At 33.5% G+C, this 24,706-nt stretch carries 12 protein-coding genes; 7 read left to right on the top strand and 5 right to left on the bottom strand.

All coding sequences use genetic code 11. From position 1 onward, the window contains the following. Positions 1–154 precede the first annotated feature (154 nt). Entirely contained in the window at positions 155–1,588 is a 1,434-nt protein-coding gene (locus H510_RS19150; RefSeq protein ID WP_051291303.1) for a glycoside hydrolase family protein, read from the bottom strand. Positions 1,589–2,000: 412 nt separating this feature from the next. On the opposite strand from H510_RS19150, the gene H510_RS0115185 reads away from it, so the two are divergent. Both H510_RS0115185 and lacZ read left to right on the top strand, forming a co-directional pair. Further along, positions 2,001–4,469 carry a T9SS type A sorting domain-containing protein gene (locus H510_RS0115185; RefSeq protein ID WP_162143085.1) on the top strand — a complete coding sequence of 823 codons (2,469 nt, stop codon included), beginning with the start codon at positions 2,001–2,003 and terminating at the stop codon, positions 4,467–4,469. 307 nt (positions 4,470–4,776) lie between these two features. After that, positions 4,777–7,917: a beta-galactosidase, LacZ type gene (gene lacZ, locus H510_RS0115180; RefSeq protein WP_036693106.1), complete on the top strand. Its 3,141-nt coding sequence runs from the start codon at positions 4,777–4,779 to the stop codon at positions 7,915–7,917. A gap of 260 nt (positions 7,918–8,177) precedes the next feature. Here the strand turns inward: lacZ and H510_RS19145 are convergent, their stop codons facing one another. Together H510_RS19145 and H510_RS0115170 are read right to left on the bottom strand one after the other, a co-directional pair. After that, positions 8,178–9,554, bottom strand: coding sequence for a sulfatase-like hydrolase/transferase (locus H510_RS19145; protein ID WP_051291327.1), 1,377 nt, complete (start codon positions 9,552–9,554; stop codon positions 8,178–8,180). Positions 9,555–9,609: 55 nt separating this feature from the next. After that, positions 9,610–11,100 (bottom strand): sialate O-acetylesterase, encoded by a 1,491-nt coding sequence (locus H510_RS0115170; protein WP_051291301.1) that lies wholly within the window; start codon positions 11,098–11,100, stop codon positions 9,610–9,612. Between the two features lie 426 nt (positions 11,101–11,526). On the opposite strand from H510_RS0115170, the gene H510_RS0115165 reads away from it, so the two are divergent. Further along, complete coding sequence (locus tag H510_RS0115165; protein ID WP_026905084.1) at positions 11,527–15,603, top strand: hybrid sensor histidine kinase/response regulator transcription factor; 4,077 nt, start codon at positions 11,527–11,529, stop codon at positions 15,601–15,603. 128 nt (positions 15,604–15,731) lie between these two features. Here the strand turns inward: H510_RS0115165 and H510_RS19140 are convergent, their stop codons facing one another. Both H510_RS19140 and H510_RS0115155 read right to left on the bottom strand, forming a co-directional pair. Then, positions 15,732–17,138: a sulfatase family protein gene (locus tag H510_RS19140; RefSeq protein ID WP_036693174.1), complete on the bottom strand. Its 1,407-nt coding sequence runs from the start codon at positions 17,136–17,138 to the stop codon at positions 15,732–15,734. A 4-nt stretch (positions 17,139–17,142) separates the two neighbouring features. Further along, the gene (locus H510_RS0115155; RefSeq protein WP_036693103.1) at positions 17,143–18,768 is read right to left on the bottom strand and encodes a right-handed parallel beta-helix repeat-containing protein; all 1,626 of its coding nucleotides are present in this window, start codon (positions 18,766–18,768) and stop codon (positions 17,143–17,145) included. 348 nt (positions 18,769–19,116) lie between these two features. Here H510_RS0115155 and H510_RS0115150 point away from each other — a divergent pair, with 348 nt between their 5' ends. The 4 genes from H510_RS0115150 (at position 19,117) to H510_RS19710 (ending at position 24,704) form a co-directional block, all read left to right on the top strand. Then, on the top strand, positions 19,117–20,643 hold the full coding sequence (locus H510_RS0115150) for a sulfatase family protein (protein ID WP_026905082.1): 1,527 nt from the start codon (positions 19,117–19,119) through the stop codon (positions 20,641–20,643). A 31-nt stretch (positions 20,644–20,674) separates the two neighbouring features. Then, on the top strand, positions 20,675–21,217 hold the full coding sequence (locus tag H510_RS0115145) for a carbohydrate binding domain-containing protein (protein WP_026905081.1): 543 nt from the start codon (positions 20,675–20,677) through the stop codon (positions 21,215–21,217). A gap of 138 nt (positions 21,218–21,355) precedes the next feature. Further along, a complete protein-coding gene (locus H510_RS0115140) occupies positions 21,356–22,462 on the top strand; it encodes a hypothetical protein (RefSeq protein ID WP_026905080.1) in 1,107 nt (368 codons plus the stop codon). A gap of 193 nt (positions 22,463–22,655) precedes the next feature. After that, positions 22,656–24,704 (top strand): glycosyl hydrolase, encoded by a 2,049-nt coding sequence (locus tag H510_RS19710; RefSeq protein WP_026905079.1) that lies wholly within the window; start codon positions 22,656–22,658, stop codon positions 24,702–24,704. Positions 24,705–24,706 lie beyond the last annotated feature (2 nt).

Raw genomic sequence — 24,706 nt, 5'->3', positions numbered from 1 at the left:
AGTTTTAAACATTTTAAGCATTTATTACAACTATTTTTACCCAAATACTCATAACAAAAATGAATGGGCTTTTAAACTAGCCTTTATCTTATAATGTATAATAAACAAAAAGCTAATAGAATTAAGCAAATAGAATATTCACTTAAAAGGATACTTAATCTTTTTTTAAACCTGTTAAGTCTGATTGTATATTAATTAAACCCTTTCCTGGATTAATTTTTGCTTTGAAATTCTCATGTAACGCTATATTACCAAAAGTTTTTAAGTAAATTTCTTTCCCATCAACATCGTTTTTTAACAATTCAAACTCTCCTTCCTTTTGGAAAGAACATGCGTAGATGTTGATATTTGTTTTTAGATAGTTAACCATAGCTTTATTACTTATAAATTGAATATGATTATTTCTAAAGCTTGAATTACTAATGGTAATTAAATCAACCGGAGTTGCAATAAGTAAAAATGGAATATCTTGATTGTGTAATATGCGGATATTGTTAAAGCTTAATTGCTCTTGTAATGGAATAGTGGCATTGGGATAATAAGAACGGCTATATTTATCGTTATCAAAATGAATAGATAAGCCGATACGAGGCTTTTCGAGAAAAATATTGTTAAAAACTACATTTCTAACGCCTGCGGTATATGTTACATCAGTTTGAACAACACCCCAATTAATTCCATCTATGATTTGGCTACCCTCTTTATGTGTAGGTTTTGTTTTGGAAACATATTTTGTGCCATCTGGTTGAGCTTGCACCCTATAAATTCTTCCATTAGCTACAACTGCATCTGATTGTTGAACTTCCATTCCTTCTTGCCAATCGATCCATGCACCTGCTAAAATCCGACAGAAATATCCAGTCGTATTTTCTGCATTTAAATCATGACAATTCTCTATAACTCCGTTTTCAATCCAACCTAACTCTGGATTACTTGTTGCATAATCATGTGCATTCAGTGCAATGGCATCATCAAAAGTTTGGAAAACACCGTTTCTAATCGTAAATCTTTTCCCTCTGCCCAAATGGATTCCATCTTTTTCACCTCTTATGATTACATCATCTATAATTAAATCTTCAAAAGTGCACACATGTATACCAAACTGCATTTTTGTTAAATCATCACACCTAAAACGTTCAATATTAACATCTTTTACATAAAAAAAAGCTACTTGCCCTCTTAACCCATATACTTCTGAAAAAGGTTTATCTATACCATTAACCATTAAATTAAGTCCTTTAATACTGATATGCTCATTATAAGTTTTGGTTAATGCCCCTTTATTAAGAAAGACATGAGAAAAATTACCTTTTTCGTTAACCTTTTTTATGAATACATTATTTCCAAATTCTATAGTTGTATGGCTACCAACATATACTGTTTGAGCAAACTTATAGACACCAGGCTTACTTACGATAATAGTACCACCCAGATTGATTGCTTTTTGTAATGCTTCCGAATTTTGTATGCCTGTCGCTGTAGGTGAGAAGCCAAATTGAGCTGCATCTGTAAAACCTACTTTTTGACAAATACCAAACCCTGGCTTCAGGATAAACAAAAACAAAAAAATTACTTTAAGGTATCTCATTATAGGTTTTATCTGGAGGTTTAATAAATAACTAAAATAAATTATGATGCTTATATTATTTAAACATTTTTGAGCCTATACTACAACTATTTTGACTTAAACTCTTATGATAAGTATAAATCCTTTTTAAACGTTGATGCTATTCTATCTTAACTTAAACTCGTTATTTACTTTTTTAGCAACGGAAGTTATTTTCTAAATGCAGATTATGATTATAATATTTTGGCTTATTGTTAAATAATATTAGCGATAATGATAATTCAAAGCAAAGCTTTATCGCATCAATATCTACACACAATATGCTGATTTTCAATACATAAAATCCAAAAATCGCAATTCCTCCATCTCTTCATACCACTCTATATGTTTAGGCTGTGGCAACATGTTTGAGCAAGTTCTTAAAAGTTCAACTATGAAACTCATTAATTTAACCCTATTTATTGTTTTAATTTTTTCTTCTTTTCTTCAAGCTCAAAACAATAGCAATTATATTGGTATAAATATGGGCTCGGCACATGATTATAGTGAGGACAGAGCATTTACAGATGTATTTAGGATTGCTAGACCATGGTATAAGATTGGTACAAATTATACGGTTAAAGCAGATGTTGACAATTATGGTTGGCCCACAGAAGATGCGGAACTTTATGTATGGCATGGCCTAGAAAATATGGAGGGCACTTATAAACTAAGATTTAATGGTACGGCAGTAATTTCTGGCGGAAATATAGTGAACCAAGTATATAACCCAACTACCAATACTACAACGGCAGATGTTGTGGTAACTTATTCCTATTTCTTGAGACTTAGATTTACTGAAACCAACAATGGAATTAAAAATGTTCAAATGATGCGCCCAATTGCTCCTCATAGCACACAATCTTATGATTTTAGTACATCCTTTACTAATGAGATTAAAAATATCATGGCAAAAGTAAAATGTGTTAGATTTTTAGGTTTTACAGCAACTAATGGCGATACCCTTACCACCACATGGAGCCAAAGGGTGCCGGATGATTATTATTGGGGCTCATTAAATACCGAAGGATATGGCTGGGAAGGCAGAGGCACCTCTTGGGAAACGATGATTGCTTTTTGTAATGAAATGAATGTTGACGCTTGGATAAATATACCTATTCTCGCGGATGACAATTATGTTGCAAGCTTAGCAGATCTATGGCATCAAAATTTAAATCCAAACTTAAAACTTTATATAGAGTATAGTAATGAGGTTTGGAATACAGCTTCGGCTTTTAGTCAATCGCATAAGAATCATGATTTAGCAAAAAAAGAAGTTGCAAGCGGAAACTCGAGCCTTAATTTTGATAATACTAACAATACTTGGTATTGGGCTTGGCGCAGAATTGCTAAAAGAACAGTTGAAATAAGTAATATTTTTAGAACAGTATGTGGTGATGCTAGCATGATGACAAGGATAAGACCTGTATTGATGTGGCAGCAAGGAAATGCCCAAAGTACTGCTGAGGAGATGCTAACATGGCTTGACCATTACGCTAACACACAAAATAAACCTATACAATATTACCTATATGGTGGTGGCGGTTCTGCCTATTATAATCCAGATAATAACGACCCTAATTTAACCTTAAATAATATTTGGACAAGTAAAAGCTTTGATGTAAACCACTGGATGATTGCACAAACTAAAGATGCTAATTATGTTGCTGCCATGGGACTTAAAAGAGTTGCTTATGAAGGGGGGCCTTCTCTAGATAGAAGTATACCTTTAAACGCTGCTGTAGAAACTGTAAAAGAGCAGGCAAATCATGATCCTCGGATGACAGATTTAATTGTGGCCCATCATGAAGTATGGTCTAATGTTGGTGGCGATTTGTTATGTTATTTTCAAACAACCGGAGACTCTCAATGGGGTTTCACCCAAAATGTTTATGATTTAAATACACCTAAATATAGGGCCTTAGATATTATCAATAATACACCTAAAGCTGCTATTACCATCGGCAACAAACCTCCTTTTAATATTGATGGTAAAAATTTTAACTTGTCTAAACCAAGTTGGTTAAGCCCAGGTACTGGCACACAGAGACTAGAACAACAAAACTGGCTAGGATACCTTATCCATATTGAAGCAGATGGTAACTATGCCATTAAAATTAATTATAGCTGGGCAAACAATGCTGTATTAAAATTTAGTATTGATGGAAATAGCATGATTTCAAATCCGCAAAGTATCAGTGGCCAAAATCAAATATCGCTACCTTATCATGTTTATTTAAACAAAGGATTGCACCTTGTTAGGGTAATGGCTGATATTGGTAATTTTGATGTAAACACAATTTTGATAGAGCCTGATGAAGTTCTTCCGGTTAATATCATAAGTTTTTATGGTAATAAAACCTTTAAAGGGAATGCTCTGAATTGGCGTGTGGTAGAAAATGAGAACAATAATTATTATGAAGTTTTAAAATCTACTGATGGCAAAACTTTCTATGGTTTAACTCAAATAAAACCTTTAAAAAATCATCAAAAAGAAGTAGTATATAATTATTTGGATATTGAGCATAAACCTGCTTATTATCAAATTAAACAGATTGATTTTGATGGGCAATTTATAGTTTCTAATATTATTTTTATTGATGAAAATCTTAACCATGAGGCGGTATACCCTAATCCAACCAAAGATATATTGAATGTTACTTTGAATAATTTTTCTAATCAGATAAAACAAATTATTATCACTGATATTACAGGAAAAATAGTTTTAGAGCAATTTGCGCATCATGATATAGGAAAAACACAAATTAATGTAGCAACACTGCCAGAAGGAATTTATATCTTAAACATTATGCAACAAGACGGGAAACAAATTTTAAAACAAAAATTCATAAAATCTAAATGACAATTTAGTTTAAAAGATTGCCCAAATATTGCAGGATTTGCCTTTTTAAAATATTGAATTTTGTATAACTCATCTCTATTTAGAATACCTTTCTAATAAAATTGGTTTAGCAGGCTGCCACGAAAATCATTCTGGCAGCTTCTTTTTTGTTTTTATTAAGCCATTATCAATAGAAAATAAAGTTTTTTGAAATAAAATTCATGTTTTGAAATAGCTAATGAATGAATTTCACCCTTATTTTGAACCTTTTAAAGCCCCTTCTTAACACATCTTATAGCTATTTTTGAAGGATAAACTTATTTTATCCATGTATAAATTTATATTTTTTAAAATAGCACTTTCGGCTGTGCTTGTGGCTAACTATGCCTTTGCACAAAACAAAATTTTCTCTTACCGCGAATGGGAAGATGAAAAGATTGTCCATATCAATCTAGAAAAACCACATGCAACATTTACTACTTATCAAAATGTGAATGATGCTTTAAAAGACGATTTTTCGAAATCAAACCAATACAAATTATTAAATGGTGATTGGAAATTTCATCATGTTAACCAACCAGCACAACGTCCTTTAGATTTTTTTCAAGCTAATTTTGATGATAGCCAGTGGAAAACCATAAAAGTACCCGGAAACTGGGAGATGAACGGTTTTGGCATCCCTATTTACACCAATATTATTTATCCATTTCCTAAAAACCCGCCTTATATAGACCATGCTTTTAACCCGGTTGGTACTTATAGAAAAGACTTTACATTACCAGAAAACTGGGAAGCTAAGCAAACTTATATTCACTTTGGGTCTGTTTCTGGCGCTATGTATTTATACATTAACGGACAAGAAGTGGGCTTAACTAAAGCGAGCAAAACCCCGGCAGAGTTTAATATTACTAAATATCTGAAAAAAGGAAAAAATACCATTGCTGCACAAGTTTTTAGGTGGCATGATGGTAGCTACCTAGAAGACCAAGATTTTTGGCGCTTATCTGGTATAGAAAGAGATGTTTACATTTTTGCTAAAAACGATTTTAGCATTACTGATTTTTCTGTTAAAGCAGATTTAGACAACAGCTATAAAGATGGTTTATTTAACGTTGATGTAGCTTTCTCGTCTTTCAAGAAAGAGCCTGCTCATAACTATCAAGCTGTTGTTCATTTATATGATGCCCAGCAGAAATTGGTTTTAGAGCAAGCTAAAAATATTGATAATAATAGCTTATCGGCCAGGTTTGATGCTAAAGTTAAAGCTCCATTTAAGTGGACGGCAGAAACGCCGTACCTATACACCATGGTGATTAGCTTGAAAAATAAAGCAGGAAAATTAATTGAAACTACAAGTAGCAGAATAGGTTTTAGAAAGATAGAAATTAAAGATGCACAGCTTCTGGTAAATGGTAAAAAAGTTTATTTCCATGGCGTTAACAGGCATGAGCATGATGATGTAACAGGGCGTGTTCCTAATAAAGAAACCATTATCAAGGATATGCAGCTGATGAAGCAAAACAACATCAATGCAATAAGATTAGCACATTATCCTAATGACCCAATAGTTTATAAACTGGCCGATGAGTATGGCTTCTACATAGTTAATGAAGCTAATATCGAAGTGCATGGCATGGGTGTTTTACCTGGCAGCTTTGATCAATCTGTACATCCTGCTTATTTAAAATCATGGGCTCCGTCTTTTCAAGATAGGATAGAAAGGATGTTTGAAAGAGATAAAAATCATGCATCGGTTGTTATCTGGAGCATGGGAAACGAGTGTGGTAACGGACAAGTATTTTTTGACGCTTACAAATGGTTAAAAGCTAAAGACCCTAGCAGACCAGTTATGTTTGAGCAGGCCATGGAAGAATCTAATACAGATATTGTTAGCCCTATGTATCCAAGTATTTCTTATATGGAATCTTATGCTGCAGATAATACCAAAACCAGACCTTACATTATGTGCGAATATGCCCATGCTATGGGTAATAGTACTGGTAATTTCCAACGCTATTGGGACATCATCATGAGTAGTAAGCATATGCAAGGTGGCTTTATTTGGGATTGGGTAGACCAAGGCATTAAAGCTAAAAACGAAATTGGCGAGCAATATTATGCTTATGGTGGCGATTTGGGCGGTTTGCACCTTCAAAACGATGAGAACTTTTGTGCAAACGGGTTAGTAGCTGCCGATAGAACTCCGCATCCAGGATTATACGAGGTTAAAAAGGTTTATCAAGATATTTTATTTAAAGATAAAGACTGGAAAAAAGGCATCATCACTGTAAGGAATCTATTTAGCTTTAAAAATTTAAACGATTATAACTTTAAGTGGGTAATCATCAAAAATGGAGAACCTATTAAAAACGGCACTTTTAATGCGGTAGTAGATGCACAACAAGAAAAACAAGTGACCATAAAATTACCACCTATTAACTTTAATGATGGTAACGAGTATCTATTAAATGTTTATGCTTATACCAAACAAGCTTCTGCCCTAGTGCCTGCAAATTTTGAGATCGCAAAAGAACAATTTGGTTATGATGCTGTAAATTATTTCAAAAAGGATATCCAAAACCAGGGAACTTTAAGTATTCAAAAAGATGGTAACTTTTTAAATTTCAGTTCGGGAGATATTAAAGGTACTTTCAATATCAAAACAGGCTTCTTAACACATTATAGTATTAAAGGCGAATCGGTTTTAAATGCTATACCAGAACCTTATTTCTGGAGAGCACCAACTGATAATGACTTTGGTAATAAAATGCAAAATACAAGTAACATCTGGAGAACTGCACATCTTAATAAAATAGCCACAAAAGTTGAAATTGGAGAAAAAACTGCTGAAGGTTTAACCATAAACGCTACTTATCGTTTAACTGAGGTTGATGCAATCTACATCATAAATTACACCATTTTAAATGATGGAGCTATTAAAGTGGATGCTAGCATTGATATGACGAATAAGAAGTTGCCAGAGCTTCCTCGTTTTGGTATGCGTTTACAAATTCCGCTTAGTTTAGACAACTTAGCCTATTATGGTCGTGGTCCATGGGAAAATTACAGCGATAGAAATACTTCTTCTTTCTTAGGTCTGTACCAAGATCTGGTAGCTAATCAGTTTACGGCAAACTATATCAGACCGCAAGAGAATGGTTATAAAACCGATGTAAGATGGATAACATTAAAAGATAAAAACGGAACTGGTATCCAAATAAATGGCTTACAACCTTTGGGTTTTAGTGCTTTAAAATACATGACAGAGAATTTAGACCCTGGTTTAACTAAGAAAAATCAACATCCGGTTGATGTGCCTCTGGCAAAATCTATAGCCGTACATGTTGATTTAAAACAACGAGGTGTTGGCGGTGATAATAGCTGGGGAGCTTTACCCCATAAACAATACAGATTGCTAGAAAGTAAATATGCATACAGTTATATACTAAAGGCTGTAAGTGTAAAATAAACTTAAAGAGGCTATCTCAAAATCATATTTGTCACATTGAGCGGAGTCGAAATGTTATCTGATATACTCAGGAAAGGCTTCGACTCCGCTCAGCCTGACACAAAGTGGTAATTGAGACAGCCTTATTTTGTTAATGCTTGTTGTAAGTTTATAAATCTTTTCTAAGAGATACTAAATAAAAAGGCGTTAAAAAAAAGGGTTGATTCTTGTTTTATAAGAATATTAAAAATACTATTGAACATTTAACTTAAAGCAAATACTTACTTCACTTCAAGAGGCTGAATCTTTTTAGGTTTCTGATTATTCATTAAAGCTTTATGAATATCAGAAGTAATCTGCATCCATTCTGGTTCTTCAAACCATAAAGGGTCAATTAAGCCCCTCTCCCACCTTAATAAAGCTTTACTTAATGATTTATATTGTTTTGTTTCTTGTTTAGATAAGTCTTTAGTCTCCCCAATATCAGCTTTTAAATTATAAAGAACTGTACCGCCTTCTTTAATCCTGATAAGTTTATAATCGCCTTTACGTACTGCGGCTGCTTCATCTTTACGCCAAAACAATTGCTGATGACCTTTTTCCTTAGCTTTAAAAGGTATCAAACTAGCACCATCTATCGGTTTATGAGTAGGATTTTTAGCATCTGCAATAGCCAAAGAACTAGCATAAATATCTAAAGATGAAACCAGTTTATCTGATTTTACTCCCTCAGGTAATTGCCCCTTCCAACTCATGATAAAAGGCACCCTATGGCCGCCTTCAAATTTATTCCCTTTCCATCCCTTTAAAGGAAATACCGTAGATTGATTATTATTGGCACCGCCATTATCACTTAAAAAGAATATCAAGGTATTTTCTAGTAATTTTTCAGTTTCTAGCTTTCTCATCACTTTACCAATATTTTCATCTAAAGACCATGTCATAGCAGCAAGTAATTGTCTCGGATGATTTTTAAACCTTTCTAAATCTTCTTGTTTTGCATGCATAGGTGTATGTACCGCATTAAAAGACAAGTACATAAAGAAGGGTTGATTTTTAAACTTATCGATATAATTTACGGCAACATCGCCAAAAACATCTGTAAGGTAACCTGACTCAAACTTCACATGATTTTGGTTATGCCTGATAGCATTGATATCTCCATATTTATCCTGCTGAGGATTTGGAAAATAACTTCTAGAGCCACTTAAGAAACCATAAAATTCATCAAAACCTCTTGCATTTGGCCGATAAATTTCTCTATCTCCTAAATGCCATTTCCCTATGGCGATAGTTTTATAACCTTTTTGCTGTAAGGTTGCGCCAAGGGTAATTTCAGAAACATCTAAACCTAGGCTATCTCCAGTTCCATTACACTCGAAACCGAAACGTTGCTGGTATCTGCCGGTAATTAATCCGGCTCTAGATGGAGAGCAAACCGTTGCACTGGTATGCGCATCGGTGAAAACGATACCACTTTTAGCTAACTTATCAATCTCTGGTGTTTTCAAATCTTTTGAGCCCATAAAACCAAAATCTGCATAACCTGCATCATCTAATAAAATAACAATGATATTGGGTTTTCTTGACGTTTTTTCCTGAGCTATTGTAGTGAAAGAAATAAGTGTAATAATTGAGAAAAAGAATAGGTACTTCATAAATATTTTTATTGCTGATATAGATTTTAATAGATTCTTTTTGTGTTGTGTTATTTTACCAATCATCAGTTCTGAAGGGCACTGCTGGCAAACCTTCCTTGTTATATAAATTTGCTTCTGGATTACTAGACCACGCATACCTGACCGCTACAGGTTGGGCTACTTTGTCTGATTGGAGGATAATTTTATTACCTACCATCTTAGCATTGGCCCAATAAAATTTCTTATCGGCACCGGCCAATTCAAAAGAGTTAAGCTCGCCTTTGCTAGTTAATCCTTTACCAACATTGCGAAAACTCAATATAATCTCATTTCCTTTGATGGATGAAGACGCAAAAGTAGGCCCACTATAAACCACATCTTTATGGTAAGCAACAGCACTAGCTGCCAAATAAAGCCTTTTACCTATATCTTTTTTATTTTTAGGATGAATATCCTTAGCATCGCCAATATCTATAGCAACAGCCATTGCTGTATGTGGAACTCTTAAGGTAGCTGTTTGTGCCTCTCTTAATAAAGCCCAATTGTCTCTAAAAACAGGTTCTTCATTTCTGGCTCTAAAATTTGCCAATTGCACAAATAAAAATGGCAATTCTTCTTTTTGCCATTTTGTTCTCCAATCTCTAATCAATAGAGGAAATAAACTATGGTACTGTGCTGCTCTACTGGCATTATTTTCTCCCTGATACCAAATCACACCTTTAATTCCATAAGGGATAAGAGGTGCTATCATGGCATTAAAAAGTGCCGTTGGATAATTTTTCTCTTTCGGAAGCATTGGCGCTTTAGCAACAGGAATTGATTTTTTTGCTAGCTCTACCTCGTTTAAATAGTTACGATAAAGTAATTCCCAATTGGCTTCAAGCTTTTGATATTTGAAGATAGAATCTTTAAAATCTGGATGTTGGATAAGGCTTTCACTAGATGTCCATGCTTCAACAGGAGTTGCTCCCCATGATGCAGAGATAATACCAACGGGTACACGTTGGTCTTGATGTAAATCTTTAGCAAAATAATAAGCCACGGCAGAAAAAGAACCTGCGCTAGTTGGATTACACACTTTCCAACTTCCCTTAACCCTATTTAAGGGTTGATGACTAATATTTAAACCTACGTTGAAGAATCTAATTTCATCAAACTGAGCCAACTTAATTTCTTGTGCAGCATGGTTGCTTTCTGATAATTTCATCTGCATGTTAGATTGTCCGGAGGCCAACCAAACTTCCCCTACTAAAATATTTTTAAAAATAATAGTATCATTTTTTGATAAAATGATGAGTTCTTGTGGAATACGATTAATCTGCATCTTAGGTAGCTTTAACATCCATTTACCTTTTTCATCAGCAATGGTTTTCAAATTTTTATTTGCAAAAGATATACTAATTTCTTCCTTTGCTGGGCCCATACCCCAAACTGGAATTTGAATACCTTGTTGCAATACCATGTTATCATCAAAAATACTTGCCACTTTAATATCCTGAGCAAACGCATGAAAAGAGGTAAAACAGAAAGAGAAAATAAAAAATTTAGGGTTGAAAAATTTCATATTTAAAGCATTAAATCATCAAATAAATTTCATCATTAGATTTAATAAACTTTAGTTTAAACAGCTCAAAAGAAGGGTGTATACATGTCAATAAAATATCTATATGAACCAAATCACCCCCTCATTTGAATGGTATGAGTTAACTTGCTTGACATATTACTCTTAATTTAGAAGAAACAATTAGAATTGAATTTGCCAATAAAATTGAACATGATGAAACTAAATCGCTATGAATATGTTGTGTACTTTGCATTAATAGCAGTATTCCTTTTATTGATAATGATGTAAAATAAAATTTAGGAACGCTGTATATTTTGACCGATTAAAATTATATTTAATAATAAAACCTAAACAAACCTAATTAATGCTTCATATTGGTACTCGTATGCAAGTACGATGACAAAGCTATTATTTTGTTTCAAAACGATGTTTAAACATTTAATATACTTCTTTTATCTATTATGTTGTTCTTTTAGCGTTATAGCTCAAGAGCACATTTATACATTTTTATCTATTGATAATGGATTAGTAAACAATGAAGTTACATCTATAAAGCAGGATATATACGGTTTCTTATGGTTTGGTACCAGAGGAGGGCTTAATCATTATGATGGATATAACCTTAAATTATTAAGAAATAAATCAAGCTCTGCCAATAATCTATCAAGCCAAGCAGTAGAAGCCATGTATGCGGGTAAAGAATACCTATGGATAGGCACTAAAACTGGAGGGTTAAATAAATACGACTTTTTAAAAGATAGTGTTACCAGCTATACCATACCCGATGTGGCAGGGGTTATCGACATATTCTCTGTTTATGAGGATAAGAATGGGGATGTTTATGTTGGTTCTTCTAAAGGTTTATATTATCTAAATCAAAAAACAAAAAAGTTTAAACAAATAGATAAAAGTATTGCCAATAGTATCGTAGCTGATGATCGTGGAATGATCTGGGCAGCCACTACAAGTGGCTTAAGAAATTATAATGGAGCTAAAAAACTTATAGCTGAATTTAAATTTGGACTTAACTCTATTACACTAACTTCTTTGGCTATAGACAAAGCAAAAAACACGCTTTATATAGGAAGTTGGAACAAGGGTTTATTTGCATTTAATTATATTACTAAAGCCTTTAAAAATTATACGCACAACCCTAAAAATATTAATAGTTTAAGTAATGATAATACTTACAGAGTTTTACTAGACCAAACCGGCGTATTATGGGTGGGTACTTGGGGTGGTGGCTTGAATAAATTTAATATTAACTCGCAAAGTTTTACTCGTTATATATTTTCATCGGCAGAAAACTCAACCTATTTCAATAAAGTTGTTTTAAGTATAGAACAAGATCATTCTGGCGTAATTTGGTTTGGCACCGAGGGCGGTATTTACAGAATAAACCCGCACAAAAAGAAATTTTATAATATTACCCATCAATACAATAAAGCAGGAAGCTTATTAAATGCCCCTGTAGTTTCTGTTTTAAAAGATAGTAACCATGCCCTATGGATAGGTACTAAAGATGGTGGTTTGGTATATTCTAATGATGGCAAAACCTTTAGTAAAGTTAATTTACCTTTAGCTCCTAGCTTTAATTTTAGGGTAAATGCTGTCTTTCAAAATGGTAATAAATTATGGATAGGCACTAATGAGGGCTTATTTATCATGGATGGCTTAAATCCCAACAGTAAAATAAGTAGGTATATAAGTACAACAGAAAAAACAAGCATCAGCGCTAATAAGATTACAGCTATTTTAAAAGATAAAGCTGGAATTCTTTGGCTTGGGACACAAAGTAATGGTTTAAACAGGGTTATAGGATATAAAAAAACTGGAGAACCATTGGTAAAAAGATATGAGCTATCTTCCTCTCAGGATGAATTACAGAGCGAACGCATTACCTCTATGTTTAACGACAATAAAGGTAGGTTATGGATAGGTACATTTAATGGATTACACCTCTATAACAGGAGTAAAGATGGCTTTAAAAACTTCCAACACTATATCAAGGATTCAACATCTATTAGCAATAGTATTATTTTAAGTATAGCACAAGACCAAAAGGGTACAATATGGATTGGTACGCCCAACGGTTTAAATAAGTTAGTAGAACGGAAAAATCATATCACTTTTAAAAATTATTTTGCTGGTAATAATTTCCCTAACGATTATATACACGCTATTTTACCCGATAAAAAATCGAGAATCTGGATAAGTACCAATAAAGGAATTGTAAGCTTTAACACGAACACAGAAGTATTCAAAAACTTTGACATTAGAGACGGTCTGTTATCTAACGCATTTGCAGAAAATGCAGCCTTTGCAGATGCTAAAGGTATGTTTTACTTTGGCGGTATAAAAGGTATCACTTATTTTCATCCGGATAGTATAAAAATTAATGAAATGCTACCTCCTGTATATTTCACTAATCTAATTATCAACAATAAACAAATTGCCGTTGGCGAAGAAATAGAAGGAAACATAGTTTTAAAACAATCTTTACTAAAAACGCAACAAATAACGTTAAACTATAAGCAAGATTTTATTACGATATCTTTTGCAGCTTTAGATTATCATGCTTCTGATAAAAACCAATATGCATATAGATTAAAAGGATTTGAACAAGAATGGGTTAATGCCGGCCGCAGACGTAATGTAACTTATACAAACTTACCTGCAGGCAATTATATTTTAGAGGTAAAAGCATCTAACAGTGATAATATTTGGAACAACAAAGGTGCAGCCCTAAAAATCACCATTTTACCCCCTCCTTGGAAAACATGGTGGGCTAAACTTATTTATATAACAGTTTTCTTATTCTTGCTATGGTTATCCAGATATATTGGTTTAAATAGGTTAAGATTAAAAAACAAATTAGAGCTGGCTAATCTTAACTTGAAAAGAGAGCGTGAAATAACTGAAATAAAATCAAAATTATTTACCAATATTTCACATGAATTTAGAACGCCATTAACTTTAATGATAGCTCCTCTAGATGATTTATCCAGAACAGAAAATTTAAATTTTGGTGTAAGAAAAACCATATTAAGCCTTCAAGACCAAGCCAAAAGACTATTGAATTTGGTAAATCAACTCTTAGATTTTCAAAAGGCAGAAGTTAATAAGCTTACGTTAAATGCAAGTAAAGGCAATATTGTTTCTTTTAGCAAGCAAATATTTTACTCTTTCAGAAATGAAGCTAACAGAAGAAATATAAAATTCCAGTTTTCTAGCTCTAGTAGCCAAATGATGCTTGATTTTGATGAGGAAAAAATGACTATCATTTTGTATAACTTATTGGCTAATGCTTTTAAGTTTTCTGAATCTGGAGGAACGGTTAGTTTAACAGTGAACGCTATAGAAAAGCAAGAAACTCCTTTTTGTGAAATTATTGTTAGCGATACAGGTAAAGGCATCAGCGAGAGCGAAAAAGAAAAAATATTTGACAGATTTTACCAAGTTGCAAAAGCAGAAGCTGGTAAATTTGCAGGTACAGGTATTGGCTTAGCTTTTACTAAAGACTTGGTATTATTACATAATGGTAGCATTAAGGTTGATAGTGAGCTGCAAAAAGGAAGTTCTTTCCGCATATTACTACCCCTACATGCACACCATGAAGTAGACCAATTACCTATTTATGAAAATCTTGGAGAAGATTCAATACCCGAAAAGGATGTTGAAGAAGAAACAGCGATAGTACTTAATTCAACTACAGAAACTGTAAAACCTATAGCACTTATTGTAGAAGATAATATAGAAGTTAATGAATATCTGGTCTCTTTACTACAACCAAACTATCAAACTTTTACTGCCTTTAATGGAAAAGAGGGCTTAGCATTAGCGCTAGATACTATCCCGGATGTAATTATCAGCGATGTGATGATGCCAGAAATGGATGGCTATGAATTATGTCATGCAGTAAAATCAGCACTAAGCACTTCTCATATTCCTGTTATTTTACTTACAGCACAGTCAGATTCATCTGCCCATTTGAAAGGAGTGAATAAAGGTGCCGATGTTTACTTATCTAAACCTTTTAATTCTCCTATTTTGCTTTCGCATGTTAGAAATGTGCTAGAATCAAGAAAAAAGCTAAAAGAACTATTTACACAAAAAGTTAGCTTAGGACCAAGCGAAGTAGAAATCACATCTTTTGAGGGCGAGTTTATCAAGAAAATCATCACTAAAATAGAAGAAAATTTAGGTAATTCCGATTTTAATACGGATGAATTAGCAGAAGAAATGAACATGAGTCGTTCTACCTTTTATCGTAAGCTAAAAGCTATTACAGACATGTCTGGCTCAGAATTTATCAGATTTATTAAAATCCAAAGGAGTGCACAATTGCTTTTATCCGGAGAGTTTACTATTAAGCAAATTGCTTATGAAGTTGGGTTTAATGATACCAAACATTTTAGAAAATGTTTTATTAAACAGTATAATATGACTCCTTCTGATTATATCAAGAAAGAAGGCGGGCAACAGGTAAAAGACGAAGACTGATAGCTAGAATTTTTACTCCAGGAGAGCATTAAAACATTTAACACTAACTAGAAATAAAAACAGCGTCCTCAAGAAGATAGACGCTGTTGACAACTATAACAAACTATTAACAAATAATAAAACCAATTTTATTTATCAAAAACAAAGCGCTTAGGGTAAAGTTCGTTATATTGTTTTTCTTGCGTCAAACCTAAAAATAAGGGATTTTTTAACTGCTTATTCCAAACCTTCCATTGTTGTAGAAGTTTATCAAAAGTGTCCTTTTCTTGTTGATAAAGATTTGTTTTCTCCGAAATATCTTTTAAGCTATTGAATAATTCTTCGTTGTGTGTTTTAGTCACCACTATTTTATGCTCTTCGGTTCTTACTGCAATTATATCTTTATCATAATTTCTCCAAAACAAATATTGGTGTGGCGCTTTTTTATTCTCTCCGTTTAAATAAGGCAATAAGTTAACACCGTCTAAAGGTTTTTCAGGATTAATTTTTGATTTAACAGTTGCGGCCACTGTAGCTAAAATATCTAGAGATATAACTGGTTTTTCGTAAACAGTACCCGCCTTAATTTTAGCAGGCCATTGTATGGCAAAAGGCACTTTAATGCCTCCATCCCAAAAGTTAGATTTCTGGCCGCGTAGCGGGCCATTGTCAGAGGCATTATCATTTTCTGGGCCTCCGTTATCCGAAAGGAAAACAACAATGGTATTTTTATCTAAACCTTTATCTTCTAATTGTTTAAGTACGGCACCAATACCATCATCCATGGCACTAACCATGGCTGCATAAGTTTTTCTTTTTGGGTTTTGGATATGCGAAAATCTATTTAAATACTTACTGGTTGCTTGCAATGGGGTATGCGGAGCGTTGTAGGCTAAGTAAATGAAGAATGGTTTTTGCACATTTTTATCTATAAAGCTAACCGCTTCTCTTGATAAAGCATCTGTTAGATATTCCTTTTCTTCAATAGGTGTTGTATTTCTTAATATCTTGGTTTTATAGCCATCGTATTGTGTTTTAGCTTTAGTATCATCTTCTAAAGTCCACATTTCTGGCATGTAATGATGTCCACCTTCTAAAAAGCCAAAAAACTCGTTAAATCCTCTTTTTTGAGGATGTAAATCTGGGTGTGTACCTAAATGCCATTTACCAATTGCAGTACTATAATATCCATTTCTTTTTAGGATATCGGCCATGGTTTCTTCGGTTAATGGCAAGCCCATTTCAACATCTTGCGGTGCATATAACGGATTTCTTGAATAGCCAAACCTATCTTGATACCTTCCCGTAATTAAACCTGCCCTACTAGGTCCACAAACCGCAAACGTAACATAACCATTTTTAAATGTTACACCATTTTTAGCAATACGGTCTATGTTTGGTGTAGGAATATCTTTACAACCGTTAAAACCAACATCTTGATAACCTAAATCATCAGCAAGAATAATAATAACATTAGGTTTTTGGTTATTAGATTGCGCCTTGATGTGTATTACCGAATACACTAATAAAGGCAGTAAAAACATGATTTTTTTCATACTACTATTTAATTTCAATGGCGCCTAAATCTGGCATAGCTGTTATTTTATTTCCTAAAATATCGTACTCAACGGCTAATCCTACTGTTAAACCAACAGCATCGCCATTAATTTTTTTTATTTCTATACCTTTATCTTTTATTAAAGCGGTGTTTTTGGGGATATAATCTTCTAATTTAAAACCACCTTTATTGGTAAAAGCGGCATCACCGTAAAGGGGCTTTGTATCTTTTATAATGGCTTCTTTAGGCCAACTATTTTTTCTTAAGAATAGGTTATTCTGGAAAAAACAGTTATCGATTTCAACCTGTTCAATACTTTCTGCCTTTAACTGATCGCCTGCAACAAATTTACTTACCCCCTCTAGATGAAAAATATTATTAGCTACCAATACACCCGAAGCACTTGTTGCTATAGCTACTTGTGCTATCATCTCATTTTTGGTATAAATGGTATTGTTATAAATGTAGCTATTAAACGGCCCTTTAGGTTTAATCTTGTTGCCAACGTATCCGCTTAACCAAAATATTTTACCCTCCTGAAAAGCGCCATCTTTTCCCTTTATCCTAAAACCATCGTTTATACTGATGTTATAACGGTAAGCGCAATTGTAATTATTACCTAAAATCTCGCAAAAACCTCCAGCGTTGTTTGCACTTAAATTATATTGTACAATAATGTTGTTGCAGTTATAATCAATGTGGCATCCGGCAGAATCCCCAGGACCGTTAGCATTTAAGAAAGCATTTTTCTCAATAATAACATCAGAGGTACCCCATGTCCATAAACCGCTTCCTCTACCCCAGTTTCTACTATCTTTTTTACTGCCAGAACTATCAATAAGATTACCGCTTACCAAACCTTTCTTTACACCAGACATTTGTATTCCTGGCCCACCCACATTGGTAACTTTATTATTCAGGAGTTTGATATTCAGGATACTTTCCTTTTTACCAGTTAGTTTTAATCCAGTGTGGCTTACATGAGCAATATCGCAGGCCTCTACTTTAATATTGTCCAATAGAGCCTCACCCTCGACAATAAAACGTATACCCCAACCATATTTTTGAGTACCATTTGATGTTTTTACTTCGTCTTTCCCTCTGGTAAAGCCTGGTTCTTCATAATAAACATCCTTTATGGTTAAGTTTTTAAGATTTATATGGCTAAACTTGCCAGCATAGTTTGACTTTACCAATACCCCACACCTCATCTCTGGTAATTTACCATTTACGGGTTCTAACCTACCTGCATTTGCTGTTATAAATAGATTGCTAACTTCTACAGAAGAACAATTCAATAGTAAGACTCCATTTGCAAAATCTTTTGCATCAATCTTAGCTTTTGTAAATCCTTCAGTTTTATAAGTTGATATCACAATAGGTTTGTCATGATTTCCTTTTAATCCTTTTAAAATTAAAGGCTCATAAAAAGTTATTCCACCGGCCAATAAGATAGAATCTCCGGCAATAAGTTTTAATTCGGCTATTTTAGCTAAACTCCTAAAAGCATGATTAGGAGATAAACCACTATAATTATCTTGCCCATTTTGAGCATTAAAGTAATAATTTTTGGCTTCGCCAGGTAAAAAGGCGCAGGTAAGCAAAAATGCTAATAATATTTTTTTCATGTTACAAATACGGTTAAATATAATCGGTTTGTTTCTTCCAAAAATAGAGCAAACAAATTATCCTATCAGCTACAAAGCACTCAATATAAGGGCAATTTTAGTTCAATAAGACCTGTCATGGAATACCTATTTTAAATGATTATACAATTTTCTATCTGTTCAGGATATAAGCTATCATAAACCAGTGTGAAGTTACTAAAGCTATCAGATTCTAAATTTTGACATGGATAGGCTACCCTTTTGAATGGTAAATACCCATCGCTAAAATTCTTGATATCTATTTTTGAAAATATAAACCACTTATAAAACCTTGCTTACACATTAGTTTTAAGATTCAGATTTTCGATTATGAAAAAATTCTTTTTTAGCTTTTATTCTGCCTTAACAATGGCTTTAACATGGTCAATAGCAATATACGCTCAAGAAAAAAAACCTAACATTATAATTATTTATGTAGATGATTTAGGCTATGGCGATTTAGGTATTACTGGTGCAAAAGGTGTAAAAACGCCAAATTTAGACCGCATGGCTACTGAAGGATTAATACTTACTGATGGGCATTGTGGTGCCTCTACCTGTACGCCTTCCAGATACTCTTTACTCACAGGTAACTATGCCTTTAGAAATAAAGCAGCTATTTTACCTGGTGATGCACCTGCATTAATTACCCCCGAAACACCAACTATTGCGTCTATGTTAAAAAGAAGTGGCTACAACACGGCTGTAATTGGTAAATGGCATTTAGGCTTAGGCACAGGTAATATCAATTGGAATGGTTACATTAATATGGGGCCTAAAGAAATAGGGTTTGATTATAGCTTCTTAATCCCGGCAACAGGTGATAGAGTACCTACCGTATATGCCGAAAATCAAAGAGTGGTAAACCTAAACCCTAAAGACCCTATTCAGGTAAGTTATGGTCAAAAAATTGGTAACCGACCTACTGGAATAGAAAATCCTGAATTATTAAAAATGAAGGCCGATTTACAACATAGTAATACCATTGTGAATGGTGTAAGTAGAATTGGCTTTATGAGTGGTGGCGAATCTGCCTTATGGAAGGATGAAGATTTTTCTTTAATTTTTACTCAAAAAGCCAAAGCATATATCAATTCTAATAAAAACAACCCGTTTTTCTTATACTTCGCTTTCCAAGATATACATGTACCCAGAGTACCACATCCTGATTTCGTTGGAAAAAGCAGCATGGGCCCTAGAGGTGATGCTATTGCACAAATGGACTATTATACCGGCGAACTACTCAAAACTTTAGACAGTTTAGGCATTGCAGAAAATACGCTAGTTATTTTTAGTAGTGACAATGGACCTGTTTTAGATGATGGATATGATGATAAAGCCGTTGAAATGCTAGGCAACCATAAACCTGCCGGACCATACAGAGGTGGTAAATACAGTGCTTTTGAAGCTGGAACCAGAGTACCTACCATTACTTATTGGCCTTCTAAAATAAAACCTGGGGTAAGTAACGCTTTATTTACGCAAGTTGACTTGTATCATTCATTAGCAAAACTAACCAATAGTAAACTTAATAGTAACGAAGCTTTAGACAGTTTTGATGCTTTACCACTATTGTTAGGTAAAAGTAAAAAAGGCCGTAAATACATCATTGAAGAAGCTTTTACTTTAGCAATTAGGAATAGAAATTGGAAATACATACACCCTGTAAGTATGGCAACACCCGAATGGTTAAACGACAAAAACGTTGAAGCCGGACTAAGTAAGAATGTACAACTTTATGATTTAAAAACAGATCCATCCGAAAGAAACAACATTGCAACTATTTATCCCAAAAAGGTAAAAAAAATGCAGGCATTACTAGAAAAAATAAAAGCAGACTATACCAGAAAAAACTAACAAAATAATAAATTATTAAATCAACAAAAAAATGAAAAAATTATGGCTAATAGTACTTATATGTACTCCTTTTCTTGTAAAAGCACAAAATCTGGTACAAAATGGAGATTTTGAAATATCAGGCACTTCACCACAAAACTTTGCTAATTGGACACATGCTGCAACCTATTCTAACATCGCAAAAGATATATCTCCGGTTAAAATTAACGGACAAATAAGCCTAAGACTAACTGCCAATACTTCTCCGGCATATATCACATCAGACGCTATTACCGTTGAACCAAATAAGAACTATCGTTTAAAATTTACTGGTAGAATTCATAAAACAGCAGGTGCATCAGGCACATTAGAAACTTCTGAAGGTGCTTCATTAAAATTAAACATTCTCATTTGGGATGGTAATAAAACTACTCCAACAAAATTTCAAGCACTTAGCATTACATCTGGCTCAAATGAAACCGTTACCGGAACATTTAAAGTACCTGCAACAGGTGTAACATCCATAAAATTACTTATAAGTAAGAATAAAGATATTGCCTATGTAGATGATATAGTTTTTGAAGAAATTAAATAACTTGTTTACAACTTCATTCTAGGGTGGGGATAAAATGACCGCTTTTTATCCCCTTTTTGAATTTTGTAACCCCTTTCATTACCATGCTATCATCTAATTTTACTTTAACCAAAGTATTAAATCTTAAAATTTAGAATTATGAAAAAACAATTACTTTTTGCATTAATATGCATTCCTTTTTTTACTATAGCACAAACTATAGCAGTTCCTAATGGCGATTTTGAAACTCCAGCTAATCCTACAGGTACAAACGTTCAAAATTGGGCTGGCGATTGGTTTGAATCTAACGCAGATATGCAACCTGAATTATTAAATCAGATTAATGGGACTTATTCTGTTAGATTCACAGGAGCAGGAGCAAGTAATACAAGAACACTTACAACCGCTAATGCAAAATCATTTGCTGTTGAACTTGGGAAAACTTACAGAGTTACCTTTAATTGTAGAATACAAACAGCAGCTGGTGCTTCAGGAGGTGTGAATACAGACAATAATACTTTTACCGGAAGAGCTATTGAAACCATAGCAGATGGTTCTACAATTGGAGCTACTATAGCTTCTGTATCTACCACTTCACCTACAAATACACAACTTAGTTTTAATTTTACCATTACCAATCCTACTCCAAAAATTAAGCTCCAATTTACTAAAGATGGAGGTATTGCTTATTTAGATGATGTAACATTAGAAGATTTAGGGGTATTACCCATTACATTAACAAGTTTTGTTGGTCAAGCTAGTAATTATGGTATCAAGTTAAATTGGACAACCGCTAGCGAAACCAATAACCAATACTTTGAAATATTAAAAGCAGGAGAAAACAAAAACTTTGTAAGTATAGGAAGAGTTGATGGTTCTGGAAATTCTACAACTACTAAATCTTATTCTTTTGATGATTTTAACCCAGTAACAGGTAATAACTATTACCAATTAAGACAGATAGATTATGATGGAAAAACAGAATCATTTACACCTATAGCTGTTAGTTTTGGTTTAACCAGTAATAAAATTAGTTTATTAAGCTCTTCTGACATGGCTGTTACCGTAAGCATATCATCAGCTACGGATAAAGCAGCAGTAATTACTTATCTAAGTTTAGACGGGAGAATAGTTTTTCAACAAAAAACTTATCTAACAGCTGGCTTAAATAGTGTAACGCTTCCGGTTAATAAATCAACAGGAAATATTGGAATCATCAGCGTAAGCGCTCATAAAGAGCAGCAAAGCATTAAAGTTTCACGCTAAGATTTTAATATATTTTATATCAAAATTATAAAATTAAGCAGAGTTAAAGGGAATGTAATCCTAGCATTTGCCCGCAGTAGGCAAGGAGTTAAAAGATAATAATCTTTAACTCCGCTTAGCTACAACAAAACTTAAATTTTAAATTAACATTTGTCTCATTTAAACCTTAGGTACCTCATATAAAAAACTGTATATGACTTTTAATCTTTATACAAAAAGCTTTTTAAGCCTACTATCAGCTACATTCGTTTTTAGTATTGTATATATAAATAGCGTTTCTGCACAGCTAAGAATTTATCAAGGGTCGCAGCAAACGGGTACCTTTGCTGATTGTGCGATAAGTACCATTTATAGAGGTAGTAGCATTCCTGCTGGTTTAGACAATCAAATAGCCTCTATCAGATTAACTAAAGGTTATATGGCTACTTTAGCTGAGAATGAAGATGGCTCAGGTAGTTCTTATCCATTTATAGCTGTAAATAGTGATCTATTTATTGAGTTAAATGATAATTTAAAAAATAAAGTATCCTTCATAAGGATTTTACCTATCAGAAATACCTTAAAAAAAGGAGTAGGTTTTCAAGACAATTCGGCTATAAATCAATTAAATATTTCTTGGTTTTACGATTGGGGCACTGCTGATGTCTCTACCACTTCAAAAGAATATGCTCCTTTAGCTTGGGGCAGAAACGCAGCTAATTCAACCAATGTAAATAATTATATTGCTAAAACAGAAATCACACATTTACTTTCTTTTAATGAGCCAGACAACACAGAGCAATCTGATATCCCTTTTAACGAAGCTGTAACTTTACATAGCAATTTACAAGCTACAGGCTACAGACTTGGTTCTCCGGCACCTACAGAAAGTGAAGCACAAACCGGAAAATGGCTGGGTAATTTCATGAACTTGGCAACTACAAATAATGTTAGGGTTGATTATGTAGCCATACACTGGTACGATTGGGGTAGCTGGTTAAGTACTGGAAATATTAACCCCAGCGCTCAAGACGTTTTTAACAGGTTTAAGGCCTATGTTAATAACATCTACAATACCTATAAAAAACCTATTTGGATTACTGAGTTTAACGCTAATAGAAACACTAGCCAACAAACGCATGTAAATTTTATTGCTTTAGCTTTACCATGGCTAGAAGCACAACCTTTTGTAGAGCGCTATGCTTATTTCTTTCCTCCGACTTTACAACCGGTTGATATAAATGGGAATTTAACGCCAATTGGTACAGCCTATAGCAATTTTAACACCTCTACATTGGCAATAAAATCAGATATGGATGGTATGCCTGATACGCTTTCTTTAGAAGCAGAAAATGCAACTCTTACTGGGCTAACCACTACATCTAATTGTAATTTTGCATCCGGAAGTAAAATAGTACCTGTAAGAACTGGTAGTCAAAAAGTTATTTTTGAAAACCTGTTTGCCACAACTGCTGGAAATTATAAACTCAGAATTTACTATTATGCCATCAACACAGCTAAAAATATTACCTATAAAATAAATAACGGACAATCAAACACTATTGCTTTACCTGCAACAGGTTCTCAATTTTGTTTTGAAGGTGCTAATGCCGGTTTTCACGATGTAACTATAGCACTAACTTCAGGCAATAACAATATAGAGTTTTCAGAAACACCTATTTTAGATAGGATACAAATTATTAAATTACCATCTTCTGTACTTCCTATTACCTTAACAAATTTTAGTGCAGAGGTAAAAGATTATGGTATCAAATTAAATTGGCAAACGGCACAAGAAACTAACAATCAATACTTTGAATTACTTAAAGCAGATGATCAAAATGAATTTAAAGCCATTGCAAAAATTGATGGTGCCGTAAATTCTAATACTCCTAAATTTTACAGATTTACAGATTTTAACCCAAAAACAGGTACAAACTATTATCAGTTAAAACAATATGATAGTGATGGAAAATCAGAAAGTTTCAATCCAATAGCTCTAAATTTTGGATTTAAAGCCGAGGATTTAAAACTCTTAAACTCTTCAGAAAATTCGGTAACTGTAAGTTTGTCTACCTCAAAAGCTAAAGAGGCTATGCTTGCTTACATAGCTACAGATGGAAGGGTCTTGTTTAAAAAACAGGTTTATTTAGAAAAGGGCTTAAATACTTTTGATATTCCCGTTCCTAAATCAAGCGGAGCTATAGGCATCATTAATTTTACAGCAAACAACTATCAAAAAAGTATTAAAATTAGCAGGTAACA

It is taken from the genome of Pedobacter glucosidilyticus DSM 23534 (assembly GCF_000425145.1).
Taxonomy (GTDB): Bacteria; Bacteroidota; Bacteroidia; order Sphingobacteriales; family Sphingobacteriaceae; genus Pseudopedobacter; species Pseudopedobacter glucosidilyticus.
Note: the sequence above shows the minus strand (reverse complement) of the source record. Positions and strands in the feature narration are given on the sequence as shown.

Bases quoted from the DNA above. Each gene is read 5' to 3' on its own strand.
- H510_RS19150 (WP_051291303.1), bottom strand. From the start codon at position 1,588: ATGAGATACCTTAAAGTAATTTTTTTGTTTTTGTTTATCCTGAAGCCA.
- H510_RS0115185 (WP_162143085.1), top strand. From the start codon at position 2,001: ATGAAACTCATTAATTTAACCCTATTTATTGTTTTAATTTTTTCTTCT.
- lacZ (WP_036693106.1), top strand. From the start codon at position 4,777: ATGTATAAATTTATATTTTTTAAAATAGCACTTTCGGCTGTGCTTGTG.
- H510_RS19145 (WP_051291327.1), bottom strand. From the start codon at position 9,554: ATGAAGTACCTATTCTTTTTCTCAATTATTACACTTATTTCTTTCACT.
- H510_RS0115170 (WP_051291301.1), bottom strand. From the start codon at position 11,100: ATGAAATTTTTCAACCCTAAATTTTTTATTTTCTCTTTCTGTTTTACC.
- H510_RS0115165 (WP_026905084.1), top strand. From the start codon at position 11,527: ATGTTTAAACATTTAATATACTTCTTTTATCTATTATGTTGTTCTTTT.
- H510_RS19140 (WP_036693174.1), bottom strand. From the start codon at position 17,138: ATGAAAAAAATCATGTTTTTACTGCCTTTATTAGTGTATTCGGTAATA.
- H510_RS0115155 (WP_036693103.1), bottom strand. From the start codon at position 18,768: ATGAAAAAAATATTATTAGCATTTTTGCTTACCTGCGCCTTTTTACCT.
- H510_RS0115150 (WP_026905082.1), top strand. From the start codon at position 19,117: ATGAAAAAATTCTTTTTTAGCTTTTATTCTGCCTTAACAATGGCTTTA.
- H510_RS0115145 (WP_026905081.1), top strand. From the start codon at position 20,675: ATGAAAAAATTATGGCTAATAGTACTTATATGTACTCCTTTTCTTGTA.
- H510_RS0115140 (WP_026905080.1), top strand. From the start codon at position 21,356: ATGAAAAAACAATTACTTTTTGCATTAATATGCATTCCTTTTTTTACT.
- H510_RS19710 (WP_026905079.1), top strand. From the start codon at position 22,656: ATGACTTTTAATCTTTATACAAAAAGCTTTTTAAGCCTACTATCAGCT.